Source organism: Paraburkholderia sp. SEWSISQ10-3 4, from assembly GCF_030464785.1.
GTDB classification, from domain to species: domain Bacteria; phylum Pseudomonadota; class Gammaproteobacteria; order Burkholderiales; family Burkholderiaceae; genus Paraburkholderia; species Paraburkholderia aspalathi.
In genome coordinates this window covers 1-13,460 of record NZ_JALPRI010000025.1, presented here as the reverse complement: position 1 = coordinate 13,460, position 13,460 = coordinate 1, and the positions used below count along the sequence as shown (strand labels likewise).

At 62.0% G+C, this 13,460-nt stretch carries 9 protein-coding genes; 6 read left to right on the top strand and 3 right to left on the bottom strand.

Annotated elements, in window-relative coordinates; all coding sequences use genetic code 11:
* Window positions 1-646: 646 nt before the first annotated feature.
* Window positions 647-1,498, bottom strand: coding sequence for a lipid A biosynthesis lauroyl acyltransferase (locus M0D68_RS31100; RefSeq protein WP_234475406.1), 852 nt, complete (start codon window positions 1,496-1,498; stop codon window positions 647-649).
* 443 nt (window positions 1,499-1,941) lie between these two features.
* The gene (locus M0D68_RS31095) at window positions 1,942-4,443 is read right to left on the bottom strand and encodes a penicillin-binding protein 1A (protein ID WP_200621343.1); all 2,502 of its coding nucleotides are present in this window, start codon (window positions 4,441-4,443) and stop codon (window positions 1,942-1,944) included.
* 443 nt (window positions 4,444-4,886) lie between these two features.
* On the opposite strand from M0D68_RS31095, the gene M0D68_RS31090 reads away from it, so the two are divergent.
* The 3 genes from M0D68_RS31090 to M0D68_RS31080 all read left to right on the top strand — a co-directional run bounded on the left by M0D68_RS31090 (window position 4,887) and on the right by M0D68_RS31080 (window position 7,929).
* On the top strand, window positions 4,887-5,501 hold the full coding sequence (locus M0D68_RS31090; protein ID WP_093645016.1) for a hypothetical protein: 615 nt from the start codon (window positions 4,887-4,889) through the stop codon (window positions 5,499-5,501).
* 471 nt (window positions 5,502-5,972) lie between these two features.
* The gene (locus tag M0D68_RS31085) at window positions 5,973-6,653 is read left to right on the top strand and encodes a PspA/IM30 family protein (RefSeq protein WP_093645018.1); all 681 of its coding nucleotides are present in this window, start codon (window positions 5,973-5,975) and stop codon (window positions 6,651-6,653) included.
* 85 nt (window positions 6,654-6,738) lie between these two features.
* Window positions 6,739-7,929: a M48 family metallopeptidase gene (locus M0D68_RS31080; RefSeq protein WP_266226275.1), complete on the top strand. Its 1,191-nt coding sequence runs from the start codon at window positions 6,739-6,741 to the stop codon at window positions 7,927-7,929.
* A gap of 106 nt (window positions 7,930-8,035) precedes the next feature.
* On the opposite strand, the gene M0D68_RS31075 is transcribed toward M0D68_RS31080, so the two are convergent.
* A complete protein-coding gene (locus M0D68_RS31075; RefSeq protein WP_200621345.1) occupies window positions 8,036-8,713 on the bottom strand; it encodes a TetR family transcriptional regulator in 678 nt (225 codons plus the stop codon).
* A 146-nt stretch (window positions 8,714-8,859) separates the two neighbouring features.
* Between M0D68_RS31075 and M0D68_RS31070 the strand changes: the two genes are divergently transcribed.
* The 3 genes from M0D68_RS31070 to M0D68_RS31060 all read left to right on the top strand — a co-directional run bounded on the left by M0D68_RS31070 (window position 8,860) and on the right by M0D68_RS31060 (window position 13,340).
* Complete coding sequence (locus tag M0D68_RS31070; protein ID WP_093645024.1) at window positions 8,860-10,350, top strand: NAD(P)/FAD-dependent oxidoreductase; 1,491 nt, start codon at window positions 8,860-8,862, stop codon at window positions 10,348-10,350.
* A 79-nt stretch (window positions 10,351-10,429) separates the two neighbouring features.
* Window positions 10,430-11,419, top strand: coding sequence for an alpha/beta fold hydrolase (locus tag M0D68_RS31065; protein WP_266226274.1), 990 nt, complete (start codon window positions 10,430-10,432; stop codon window positions 11,417-11,419).
* 517 nt (window positions 11,420-11,936) lie between these two features.
* On the top strand, window positions 11,937-13,340 hold the full coding sequence (locus M0D68_RS31060) for a methyl-accepting chemotaxis protein (RefSeq protein ID WP_266226273.1): 1,404 nt from the start codon (window positions 11,937-11,939) through the stop codon (window positions 13,338-13,340).
* The last annotated feature ends 120 nt before the right edge of the window (window positions 13,341-13,460 follow it).

Here is a 13,460-nt window from a genome sequence, read left to right as displayed (position 1 = left end):
CACGGTGCGGAATGAACCAGGGGATGCTGAACGTGCCTCTTGACTTTGGTTAAAGCCGTTGGGATGCCTCACCATGCCAAAACGTTATCCCCAGTTTATGTTGACAGGGCTGTTGATAACTACGGGGCTACGCGCTTAAGTGCTTGATGCAGATCGGTTTGTTGCGTGGGGTGCGGGCTGATGCAGAGGATAATCGACTACGCGGGCGCGACGCCGGGCCGTATTGCGAAGAGCCGCCTTATCCACAGATTTTGTTGAAAGGCATGTTGATAACATCGGGACATCCGGCGTAAGTGCTTGAGCGCGCAACGAAATCAAACGTAGATCTTTGGAACGCCGTCCAACCAGCGCATGGTTTTAGGAATGACTCTTCGGCGCGCGTAGCGCCGCCGGAAGTATGACTCCCTTGTCACAAGCACGTGCAGGGGCACGAACCCAGATTCCAGATGCACCACTACCCGTTGCAAGCTACGGTGCCCACTTAGCATTAGCGGTTTGAGCTGCTTTCTTTTGCCTACTTTTCTTTGCAGCCGGCAAAGAAAAGTAGGTGCCGCCCCGCACAGGGGCAACGCTAATAGACCACTAACAAAACAAGGAAAGGCCAAAGCCCCAGGAACACGGACAAAAGCGCCGCAAAGGCAAAAATTCAGTAAACCCCAGCCTCCCCAGCAGGCCGATGCTTAAACCTCTTATGCACCCAATAATACTGATCAGGAATCCGACGCACCTGCGTCTCAAGAAACTCCGTGATCCGCCGAGCATCAACAGCAACATCCTCCGAAGGAAAATCCTTTAACGCTTCGAAGATAGTCAACTTATAGCCCCGATAGTCGGGCAAGACTTCAGTCACAAACGGCACAACCCGAGCATTCCCAGCCTTAGCCATGCGCGAAACGGAAGTAAGCGTACAAGCAGGCACACCAAAAAACGGCACAAACACCGAATCCCGCAACCCAAAATCCATATCAGCAGCCAGCATGACAGGCTTGCCATCCCGCAGAACCCGCAACGCGCGCCGCACGCTATCGCTACGCGGAATCATCTCCGTACCAAAACGCCCACGCTGCCGCTTAGCCATCGCATCAAGCAACAAATTCGACATCGGCGTGTACAAAGACGCAACGGGATGCCGCGTCGAATACATCATGCACCCCGCCTCGATACCGACAAAATGGAAGCCGACAAAAATCGTCGGCTGCCCCTCCATATCGGTCAGATCGATCGCGCTCTCCACTTCGACCAGGCGCGCCAACGCCTGCGCGTTGCCGAACCATTGGGGACCGCGCTCGACATAACTACGGATCACATGACAGAAATGCGCACGCGCGAGACGCTCGCGTGCGTCGTCGCTCATGTCGGGAAAGCACAGTTTCAGATTGGTATGCACGACGCGCCGGCGCGCGCTGGGAATCCGGTACAGCAACGCACCGATGCCGGTGCCGATGCGCGCGACAACGCCGTATGGCAGGAAAGCAAACGCGCGCAGCAGACCTGTCATCAGACAGATGAGTATTCGACTTTTCACGAGGCAACGACCCGGTGGATGCTGTATGACAAACACGCCGGCCGCGGCAACCTGACAGTTGCCCACAGACGAAGTGGCATGCGCGCGCGTCAAACGGGTCTTGCGCGGCGGGACTTTCGAAGACGTGCGCCTCGCTCGCGGCGAGACGCAGCAGTGGTGGAGGCCGAAACCGCTTAGGAATCGAGCGTCCGTATAGGACCCAATAAAAAAGCACCGCAGGCGTGATTAAAACACACTGCAGAAGGCGGGCACAAAATCTGCTCGGCGAGGCCCGCGTAGCGCGATAGAAATCCGCGTCAGCGCGTGGTTTCCCCCGCCCTTTCAAAAACTTGCGCGTGCGGCCACAGGCAAGCCGCACACTCGCTACGCCCCTAAGCGAACCCCGAAGGAGGTCCCCTTTGGAGCGCTGGCAGACATCAAGGCTTGTTCGTCTCGAACAAATCCATGATCTGCTTCTTCTCATTCGACGAGACGTTCGGCGGCGGCACCGCCGGTGGCGTCATACCCGCCGGCCCTACGCCGCCCACCGCGTCGCTCACACCGGCGGTCGGATTCGCCGAATCCAGACCGATGCTGGCCACGAAACCATTGCCCGGCGTCATGTCCGTATAGAACAGTTCGCCGTCGACCGCGGTCACGCCGTCCGGCTGCGCCGGCTCGCTTTGCGGCACGCCACGCAGCGCGCGCTGCATGTACTCGACCCAGATCGGCAACGCGAGCTGCGCACCGAACTCGCGGCTGCCGAGACTCTTCGGCTGGTCGTAACCCATCCACGCCACGGCCACCAGCGATTGCTGATAACCGGCGAACCAGCCGTCCTTGGCGTCGTTGGTCGTACCCGTCTTGCCCTGCAGGTCCGAACGATGCAGCGCGTTGGTGCCCGCACCCGTGCCGGCCGTGGCCACCGAATGCAGCAGGCTGTTCATGATGTATGCGTTACGCGGCTCGAGCGTGCGCGGCGCATCCTGCCCTGCGGTCAACGGCTGCGCCTTCGAAAGCGGTACGCCGCGAGCATCCGTCACCTCGTTGATCAGATACGGATTGATACGGTAGCCACCGTTCGCGAACACCGAGTAAGCGCCCGCCGATTGCAGCGGTGTGACGAGGCCGGCGCCGAGCGCCATCGGCAGATACGGCGGGGTCTTGTCGGCGTCGAAACCAAAACGCTGCGTGACAAAATCTTGTGCGTACTTGGTGCCGATGAACGACAGGATACGGATCGACACCAGGTTCTTCGATTTCTGCAGCGCGAGGCGCATTGGCATCGGACCGTCCGGCTGGTCGTCGTCCTTCGGTTCCCACGCGTCACCGCCCGGCGTGCTCGGCGGGAAGTACAGCGGCGCGTCGTTAATGATCGTAGCCGGTCCGAGACCCTTGTCGAGCGCTGCCGAATAGATGAACGGCTTGAAGCTCGAACCCGGCTGACGCCACGCCTGCGTGACGTGGTTGAACTTGTTCTTGTTGAAGTCGAAGCCGCCCACCAGCGCGCGAATCGCACCGTCCTGCGGTGTGAGCGAAACCAGCGCGCCTTCCACTTGCGGCAGCTGCGTGATCTGCCAGTTGCCCTTGTCGTCGGCAACGAGGCGCACGATCGAACCCGGCTTGATCTTCGTGGCAGCCGCCGCGCGCGCGGAGAGCGCACCGGCTGCAAAGCGCAGGCCGTCGCCGCTGATCGTCACTTCGGTGCCGTCGACCAGTTGCGCCTTCACCTGCTTCGGATTTGCGTCCGTCACCACGGCGGCGATGATTTCGCCATTGTCGGGGTGATCGGTGAGCGCGTCGTCGATGGTCTGATCGCGGTCGTCGCCCGGTGCGGGCAGTTGCACGAAGCCTTCCGGTCCGCGGTAGCCGTGGCGCCGCTCGTAATCCATCACGCCCTTGCGCACCGCGCGATAGGCGGCGTCCTGGTCGGCGGAATCGATCGTGGTGGTGACGTTCAGGCCGCGCGTATAGGTTTCGTCCTTGTACTGCGCGTACATCATCTGACGAACCATTTCGGCGATGTACTCAGCGTGCACGCTGTATTCGTTGCCCGGATTCTTGGTGTGAATCTCTTCCTTGACGGCCTGGTCGTACTGATCCTGACTGATGTATTTCAGCTCGAGCATGCGCTTCAGAATGTATTCCTGACGGATCTTCGCGCGCTTCGGATTGACCACCGGGTTATACGCGGAAGGCGCCTTCGGCAAGCCGGCCAGCATCGCGGCTTCAGCCAGCGTGATGTCTTTCAGATCCTTGCCGAAGTACACGCGCGCGGCCGCGGCAAAACCGTACGAGCGCTCGCCCAGATAAATCTGGTTCATGTAGACCTCGAGGATCTGATCCTTGGTCAGCGCGCGCTCGATCTTGTACGCCAGCATCATTTCGTAGATCTTGCGCGTGTAGGTCTTCTCGCTCGAGAGGAAGAAGTTGCGCGCCACCTGCATCGTGATCGTGCTCGCACCCTGCGAGGCGCCGCCGTGCGTGATGTCGGAAATGCCCGCGCGCAGAATGCCCACGAAGTCGACGCCGCCGTGCTCGTAGAAACGATAGTCTTCGATCGCGAGCACCGCCTTCTTCATCTGGTCCGGAATGTCCTGGAAGCGCACGATGCTGCGCCGCTCTTCGCCGAACTCGCCGATCAGCACGTGATCCGCGGTGTAGACGCGCAGCGGCACTTTCGGGCGATAGTCGGTCAGCGCGTCGAGCGACGGCAGTTGTGGCCCCATCACCACGAGCGCGTAACCGACGATCAGCGCACCCACCACGGCGATGGTTGCCAGCAGACTGACAAACCAGATGGTGATGCTCGCGCCAATCGAACGGCGGCCAGGCTCGGCGTCGCGCGAAGCAGCGTTACGTCCTGGGGTACGGTGGTAGGCGTCCCGGTCTTCACCAGCCGGAGAATTTGAAGAATGCGGTCGTTTGATGATTGGCATGACTGGAATAGTGGGCGTGCAACTGAACGCGTGAGGCGCAAAACACCGCGCGGCCCTATGCCCCCGGGCGACCGCACGGCACGCCTGTGACAGCGTCCGGCGCAACGTAACAGCGCATTTTAAAGAAATCAAGCGCCGTCCAAGACAGTTTTTTTGTAAGAATTCCCTTCGTGCTTCGTTATACAGGTAGATCACGGCAGTCGCGCAAGTGCTCCGCGCCGCCTGCCAGGGTTATCAACAGAAAATGTTGAAAGGCCTGTGGACAAGCCCGCCGCAAACGCTACAAGCCGTTGATGTCACGGGATTTTCATGTCACGCCCGTTCCGCATCGGTGCAACTCGTCATATGATGGACTCGGCGCGGAAGTCGTAACCGACACGCGCGACGGCGTACGCCAGATTCACGCCTTGATTCGCCAATGCCAACAAGTATGCGAGCCGACCATGAACAAGCCCAGCGAACGCATCGTCGTATTCGTCACGACCGCGCAGAAACGCGCGATCGCCGCCACCGCCGAAAATCTGGGCATTAGCGTCAGCGAACTGATGCGCCGCGCGGTGTTGAGCTTCGGCGCGACCAGCGAACAGGTGAAAGCGGCCAGCATTGTCGACCGGCTGCGCGCGCCGCGCGCACCGGACGCGCTCGACGCCGCGTTGCAGCGGGTCGCGCGCGGCACGCGCAACGCACGGGCGGCGCTCCCGGAGGCCTTGCAGACTCACGGTGACAACGAATCCGCTGCGCCGGCGGAAAGCGCGGCCGCATCGAACGCGGATGAATTGTTGGGCACGGCCGCCGGCGCAGGCCCGGCGCCGTTGCTGCCGGCCGGCGTATTGGCCGCCCTCACCGCCACCGCCGAGGAACTGGAAGCGGCTGCGGCAGCCGAAGCCGTGGCGCGCGTCGCCGCTGCCGAAGCGGCGTCCATTGCCGGTTCGGCGCAGAAACCCAACGACGTGGATACGCCTTTGCGCAACGTGCTTAAACGCCCGCGCCTCGACGCGAAGCGCGACGAAGACGATCCGCAAAGCGATCCGAGCACGGAAGGCGGCCGCTTCGCCTGAATCGGAAGTGTCACGGTCAAGCGCCCTAACCCAACGCGCATCGAAGCGCAGTTGAAGCGGTGTTGAAACGCAAGCACGCCGTCCACACACGACGCTGTTCACATCCGCGACACCCGCCGCGCGGACACTCGCCATGTCGATGCGCGCCGCGCAGATGCCCGTCGAACGGGTGCTCGCAGCGCACAAAGTTAGCGATTATGTCATCGCGCCCTTTAAGGCGGTTTTAAGAGAATGCGTGGTGTAATATCCGCGAACGGCTGAATAAGCCAACCCACGTTTTAACCACTGAGGCCGTTGGCCATTTGTTTTCAAAACGTAAATTTGTGGCGCCGCTATTGCAATTGGCGAGTGTGCCCCGAACTCCGGTCCGAACGTTGCGCAGCTTCTCGCGCAGCGGCGTAAAGTAGCATTTGAAAGCAGTTAAAGCGCGTGGGAATTATTCAGCGCCGATTTCATTCTTTGGAGGTTTTCATGTCGCTTTTTGACAGCATTTCGCGCACGCTTAAAGGTCTCCTGAACGACGCAGCCGATTCCGTGCAGGACCCGTCGCGCGATTCGCGCCAGATTGTGCGCGAACTCGACGAGAGCATCGCTAAAGCCGAGAACTCGCTGATCGAGATTCAGGCACAGGTCGCCACGCAGCAAAGCAAGCGCGATGTCGCCGCCGACAAGGCGAAGAAGTACGAAGACGGCGCGAAGCGCGCGCTGCAATCGGGCGACGAAACGCTCGCACGCGAAGCCCTGGGCGCGCAAGCCACGGCCGAAGCTGAACGCGATGCGCTGGCCAAGGAATTGACCACACTGGAGCCGTCGGTTGCGCAGTTGAAGAGTCAGATTGACGACATGCGTGGCCGTCGTAACGACCTGAACGCGCGCTCGAACATTCTGCAAGCCAAGCAGCAGATCGCTCAGGCCAAAGATGTTGCCGCTACTGCGTTGGGCGGTATCGGCGGCAAGAATCTGTCCGAGGATTTCCAGAAGCTGGAAGACAAGGTTGCGTTGTCGAATGCCCGTTCCGACGCGCGCCTGAATTCTGCCGACGTGAAGACCGGCAAGGCGCTCGACGACAAGCTCGCGGACCTGAACCGCGGCCCGTCCGTCGAAGATCGTCTCGAAGCATTGAAGAAGCAGATCAACACGCCGGCTCAGTAATTGCGTCAGCAGTGCATACCGGCGGCCGTTACGAGCGCCGCCGGAATCGACTGAAGGAGACGGGTGCATCGCACCCGGTCCGTAAATGAAAAAATTTCTCGCAAGCGTATTCGCCTCACTGCTGTTCGTGTCGGCTGCGGCGTTCGCCGTGCCGACGGTCCAGCAGATCGAATCCGCCATGTCGCAAGGCAACTGGCAGCAGGCCGATGCCGGTTTGAGCGAAGTGCTGCAGGCGCATCCGAACAATGCCCGCGCGCGCTACCTGTACGGCCAGGTGCTTGATCGCGAAGGCCGTTACGGCGACGCCCTCGCCCAGATCCAACAGGCCAAGACGCTCGATCCGCAAATCCGCTTCACCGACCCGACCCGTTTCGCGCAAACCGAAGCGCGTATCCGCAAGGACGCGGAACGTGCCGGCGGCGCCGGCGGCAACACCACGAGCCGCGCGGCCAACCCGTTCGTCCAGCAGAATTCGCCGGCCGTGCAACAGCAATCGGCGATGGTGCAACAAGCGCCGCAACGGCATGGTCCCGGCATCGGCATGTGGCTCGGCATCATTCTCCTGATCGGCGTGATCGCGCTGGTGTTGCGCTGGACCTTGCGCCGCGCCCGCACGCAAGACGATTCGCGCGCCGACGACGATCGTCGCGTGCAGCTCAAGCGCGCAACCGAAATGCTCAACGCCGTGCGCTCGTTGAAGCTCGACGTGAAGCTCTCCACCGTGCAAGGTCATGAGGCGCTGGAGAAGGAAGTCGAATCGACCGAAGACCAGTTGCGCGGTCTCGTCGAAACGCTGTCGAACAGCAAGAATCCGGTGCCGCCGTATCAGCTCGACGAACTGGAGCAGCGTATCGGCAGCCTGCGCGCTCGCGCCGAGGGGCGCCCCGATCCGTATGCCGCACCGGCCGCCGGCACGCAGCAGTCGCCGTATGCGCAGGAAGCCGAGCGTTTCGGCAACCCGCCGCAGCCATACCCGCAGCAAGGACCGTATCAGCAGCAGCCGCAGGTCATCGTGCAACAAGGTGGTGGCGGTTTCGGCGGCGGCATGGGCGGTCTGCTGACCGGCGTGTTGCTTGGCGAGGCGCTGAATTCCGGGCGTGAACGCGTTGTGGAGCGCGACGTGATTGTCGATGACGAAACGCGTCGCCGCGGCGGTGACGGTGGCAATGGCGGCGGTCTCGACTTCGGCCAGGGTTCGAACGACTGGAACGACAACAACGGCGGTGGTGTCGACATGGGCAGCAACGACGATTCCGGCGGCTGGAGCGATACCTGAGAAACACCGCGCTGCGTGAGATGCAGTCAGTCAAACGCCAAGCGATCAGGCTGCAATGAAAACAGGCTCCGTACGGAGCCTGTTTTTTTATGTCGATTCCCTTCATTCATGCGGGCGCCCTGACCGGCTCATGCTGCGCCAGCAGCATCGAACCTGCGAACAGCCGGACGATGAAACGCTCCGCATACGCGACCAGCGCGTCCCGGCGGGCGGCATTCCCGTCGATGTACTCCGCCGAAAGATGAAACAGCTGCAGCACGATCTGCGTGCAGACTTCGTCGACAGTTGCGCGGGCAAGCGTCGGCATCAGTTCCAGTTGCACGACGTCGTCCGCCATTTCCGCCGACACCTCGTGGAGGTTGGCCCGCACCGCTTCACGCAGCGCCCGCGACGTGCCGTGATACTCGGCCAGCGCGCTCAGAAACGCCTCGCGATTCTCCAACGCGAACGCGAAGAACGCCATGCACGCGCGACGCGGCACGCTCTGCGGCTCATCGTGCGCCGCCAGCCAACGCTCGCGCCGCAGCATCGGCCGCAAGCGGCGGCTCACCGATTCAACCGCCTCGCGCGCCAGGTCGTCGAGCGTGTCGAAATGGCGGTAGAACGTGTTGGGATTCAACCCCGCCTCGCGCGCCAGTTCGCGCAGACCCAGGCTTGCAAAGCTGCGCCCACCCGCGGTCAGACGCAACGCGGCTTCGATCAGCTTGCGCTTGCCGGGCGGAAGGTCCTGTCCGGCAACGGCGCCATGGTCGGCGGCGAGCGCCGCTTCGGGTGAGGATTTCATGAGCTTTCAGTCAGGGCGCGGCTCGCGCGTTTAATAGTCGTACTCTAAACGATCTTGACGCGAAGTGTACAGTTGTCTACCCTGCGCGTTATACAGCTGTAGACATATGTAGACACCCGAATTTTGCCCACCTCCGGAGACCCGCCGTGACGCCTGCTTCTGTTGCCCAACCCGCCACGCCACGCATCGCTATTGTCGGCAGCGGGTTTGCGGGCATCGGCATGGCGATCCGCCTTCAACAGATGGGCATCACGTCGTTCACGATTTACGAGGCGGCCGGCGATGTTGGCGGCACGTGGCGCGACAACACCTATCCGGGCGCGGCCTGCGATGTGCCGTCGCATCTGTATTCGTTTTCGTTCGAGCCGAATCCGGCGTGGTCGCGTGCGTTCGGCAGCCAGGCGGAGATCTTCGCTTACCTCAAGCATTGCGCGCGCAAATACGGCGTCGATCGTTACGTGCGTTGCAATGCGCGCGTGGCCTCGGCGCGTTTCGACGAAGCGCGGCGGACATGGCAGGTCGAGATCGATTCGAACGGTACGCGCGACAGCATCGAGGTCGACGTCGTGATCGCCGCGAGCGGTCCCCTATCGCGGCCGGCTATGCCGCAGATCGCCGGGCTCGAGCGCTTTGAAGGCAAGCTGTTTCATTCCGCGCGCTGGGACCACGACTATCCGCTCGAAGGCAAGCGCGTGGCCGTGATCGGCACCGGCGCCAGCGCGATCCAGTTCGTGCCGCAGATCCAGCCACGTGTCGCGCAACTCGAACTGTTCCAGCGCACCGCACCGTGGATCATGCCCAAGCCCAACAAGCCGGTCGGCCCGCGCACGCATTGGCTGTTCCGCCATCTGCCGTTCACGCAGCGCTTTGTGCGCAACGCGATCTACTGGCAGCTCGAATCGCGCGCGATTGCGTTCGTCGTCAATCCGAAACTGATGAAGCTGCCGATGAAGTTCGGCTTGAGCTACCTGGAACGGCGCGTCAAGGACCCGGCGCTGCGCGCGAAGCTGACGCCGAACTACCGGCTTGGCTGCAAACGCGTGCTGCTGTCGAGCGATTACTATCCCGCGCTCAGCCAGCCCAACGTCGACGTGGTGACGACCGGTATCCGCGAAATCGTCGCCGATGGCATCGTCACTGAAGACGGCGCGCATCACCAGGCCGACGCGATCATCTGCGGCACGGGCTTCCAGGTCAACGACGTGGGCGCACCGTTCGAGGTGACCGGTCTCGAGGGCGCCGACCTCGGCGCGATGTGGCTGCGCGATGGACCGGAGGCCTACCTCGGCACCAGCATCGCCAACTTCCCGAACTTCTTCATGATCGTCGGCCCGAACACCGGGCTCGGCCACAACTCGATGATCTACATGATCGAGTCGCAAGTGCAGTACATCGCTGATTGCCTGCGCGTATTGCGCCGACGCAAGGCACGCACGATGACGCTGCTGCCCGACGTGCAGCGCGATTTCAATGCGCGTCTGCAGAAGGAGATGCAGCACTCCGTATGGGTCAGCGGCTGCCATAGCTGGTATCAGACGAAAAGCGGCAAGGTCACCGCGCTGTGGCCGGGCTTCACATTCAGCTTTCGCAAACGCACGCGGCGCGTGCGGCCGCAGGATTATCGCTTCGCGCGTTGATGTGGCATGCGGCGGCTGAGGGCTGCTCGCGACGTGGAGGCGGAGGCGTTCGAATTCAAACTAAAGGGAGACAACAACCATGGCAAGCATCGAATCCGCAACGCCCGCACCCACCGCGCCGCTGCGCCCCCGCTCGCTCGCCGCGCGCCTCGGCATCACCAGCGTACCGCGCACCGAATTGCAACGGCGCTACACGCAAAGCGGCTCCAAGTTCGTCAAGATCATGGGTGCCGACGTGCACTACGTCGACGAAGGCAGCGGCGACACGATCGTGATGATTCACGGCTTCGCGTCTTCGTTGCACACGTGGAATCGCGTCGCCGACGAACTCAAGCACGAGCATCGCGTGATCCGTCTCGATCTGCCGCCGTTTGGCGTAACCGGACCGCTGCGCACGAACGCCGGCGAAATCGAAACGATGAATCTGCCGACCTACCGGCGATTTATTGACACCTTCATGCAGGCACTCGGCATCTCGCGCGCGACGCTGATCGGCAACTCGCTCGGCGGCCTGATTTCGTGGGATTACGCAGTGCGCCATCGCGATGCCGTTGAAAAACTCGTCCTGATCGACTCGGCCGGTTTCCCGATGAAGCTGCCGATTTACATCGGCCTCTTCAATAGCGCGCTGGTGCGGGTCAGTTCGCCGTGGTGGCTGCCGGAAGTCATTATCAAGAGCGCGGTGCGCAACGTGTATGGTGATCCGCGCAAGATCGATGCGGTGACACTGCGGCGTTACGTCGAGTTCTTCCACGGCGAAGGCACGCGCACGGCGATCGGCAAGATGGTGCCGACGCTCGACTTCAAGGACGTCGATACCGACGTGCTGAAGACGCTGAAGGTGCCGTCGCTGGTACTGTGGGGGGCAAAGGATCGCTGGATTCCGCCTGCGCACGCGGCCGAATTTTCAAGCCGCATTCCAGGCGCGAAATCGGTGATGTACCCGGGACTCGGCCACATTCCGATGGAAGAAGCCCCTGAGCGCGTAATGACCGATCTGCGCGCGTTTCTCGGCACGAGCGGCGCCACTGCTCCGGCAGTTGAAGGCGTGCGCAGCGCGCCGGTCTGACCCTTCCTGCCCGCACGATGCGGCGGTCGTATCGCCGCATCGTCTGGCGCTCCCGCCGATTCACGCATTCACCGATCCGCAGCCAGCGCGCATCGCCGCGCTGTTGACGCATCGCCGAAACCCGACGTTGCGCTCTCAACCACCTCCGAGCAGCCGCAACAGTCCCCAAAGAAACTTGCAGAGCATCACGATCAGCTCCCACAGGTGGTAAAGCTGCTGCCAGCCTGAGACGCGTGCGAAGGAGTCGATCATGGTCCGCTGGTGAGTGGAAGGGCTGTGAGAAATGGCAGGCACAGCCACTTGCGGGGCCAGGCCTCTGTCAGGCCGGGCCGTCGCACGCGTGCTGCGCACCGGGCCGTGCCAGCGCCCTGCCGGAGCCCACATCATAACGACCGCGGGATACCCCGTATCAAGTTGTTTGAAAGTTTGCCGTCAATACCTCGGGAAGACGCGGCATCCGGGCTGGATGAGCGCGCGAATCGACTCAGCAAACCGCGCCATCAAGGAGAACACGACCATGACGCGCTTCAGCTTCCGCCGGGCTGCCCATTCGCAGACCGTGGTCGGCGACATTGCCGCCCACGCCGGCAAACTGGGCATAGAAATCTGCGACGTATCGGGCCACGTCGAAGAAGTGGCTGCGCGCGTGCAGCGCCAGGCACAGGTATGCCGCGCGCTGCGCGAATCTGCTGCCGTCACGCTGGCGGGCAACCACCGCATCGCCGCCGCTGCGCGCGAAATGCGCAACGTGTCGGCCGAAGCCGCAACGGGCGTACAAGCGTCGCAACAGACGCTCGAGGCGTCGCTCGCCGATATCCACGGGCTGGTGGAGGGCGTAACGGTGATCGAGAGCCAGATTGGCGCGCTGCGCAGCGCATTGGCCCATGTGAGCCGCGTCTCCGAGGAGATTTCGCTGATCGCCCGCCAGACGCATTTGCTGGCGCTGAATGCCGCAATTGAGGCCGCGCGCGCCGGCGACTCCGGCAAGAGTTTCGCGGTCGTGGCCGCCGAGGTGAAGAACCTCTCGGCGAAGACCGCACAGGCGACCGGCCAGATCGAGACGACGCTCGCGCAACTCACCCAGCAGACCGAGCAGTTGATCAGCGAGGGCTCGGTGAACACGGCGCGCGCTCATCGGGTACGTGAAGGCACTCGCAAGATCGGCGACGTCGTCCATGCGACGGGCGATGCGATTACGCAGCTCAACGACGAGGCTGGACAGATCGCCACGTTGACCGGCGAGATTGAAACGCAATGCAATGGGCTCGAGGCGCAGGTTCTGGAGATGGCGAGCGGCGTCGAAGATTCGAGCGAGAACTTCGTCCAGGCGAAGGACCGGCTGGGGAATCTGCTCAGCGTGTCCGAGACGTTGATCGAACTGACCGCGGCGACGGGAGTTGAGACGACGGATACGCGGTTTATCGAAGCCGTGCAGCGGGCCGCGGCCGAGGTGAGCAAGGTATTCGAAGCGGCTGTTGCGCGGGGAGAAGTGTCGATTGAGGATCTGTTCGATCAGCACTACGTGCCTGTTGCCGGGAGCAATCCGGCTCAGTTCATTACGCGGTTTACTGCGTTTACCGATCGGGTTTTGCCGGCTATTCAGGAGCCGCTACTCGGGTTGGATCCACGCGTGGCGTTTTGTGCTGCTGTCGATGTGCGTGGGTATCTGCCTACTCATAATCTGAAGTTTTCTTTGCCGCAGCGCGATGATGTGGTCTGGAATATGGCGAATTGCCGGAATCGGCGGATGTTCGATGATCGGACTGGGATTGCGGCTGCTTCGCATGTTAAGAAATTTTTGCTGCAAACGTATCGGCGCGATATGGGCGGTGGGCAGTTTGTTTTGATGAAAGATGCGTCGGCGCCCGTGTTTGTGGCCGGGCGGCATTGGGGTGGGGTTCGGGTTGGCTACAAGGTTTGATTTTTTTGCCTACGCGGCGCTTTTGTCAGTGTTCCTGGGGCTTTGGCCTTTCCTTGATCTGTTATTGGTCTATTAGCGTTGCCCCTGTGCGGGGCGGCACTTACTTTCTTTGCCGCCGCA

Coding starts and splice junctions, on each gene's coding strand:
- M0D68_RS31100 (WP_234475406.1), bottom strand. CDS start 1,498: ATGACAGGTCTGCTGCGCGCGTTTGCTTTCCTGCCATACGGCGTTGTC.
- M0D68_RS31095 (WP_200621343.1), bottom strand. CDS start 4,443: ATGCCAATCATCAAACGACCGCATTCTTCAAATTCTCCGGCTGGTGAA.
- M0D68_RS31090 (WP_093645016.1), top strand. CDS start 4,887: ATGAACAAGCCCAGCGAACGCATCGTCGTATTCGTCACGACCGCGCAG.
- M0D68_RS31085 (WP_093645018.1), top strand. CDS start 5,973: ATGTCGCTTTTTGACAGCATTTCGCGCACGCTTAAAGGTCTCCTGAAC.
- M0D68_RS31080 (WP_266226275.1), top strand. CDS start 6,739: ATGAAAAAATTTCTCGCAAGCGTATTCGCCTCACTGCTGTTCGTGTCG.
- M0D68_RS31075 (WP_200621345.1), bottom strand. CDS start 8,713: ATGAAATCCTCACCCGAAGCGGCGCTCGCCGCCGACCATGGCGCCGTT.
- M0D68_RS31065 (WP_266226274.1), top strand. CDS start 10,430: ATGGCAAGCATCGAATCCGCAACGCCCGCACCCACCGCGCCGCTGCGC.
- M0D68_RS31060 (WP_266226273.1), top strand. CDS start 11,937: ATGACGCGCTTCAGCTTCCGCCGGGCTGCCCATTCGCAGACCGTGGTC.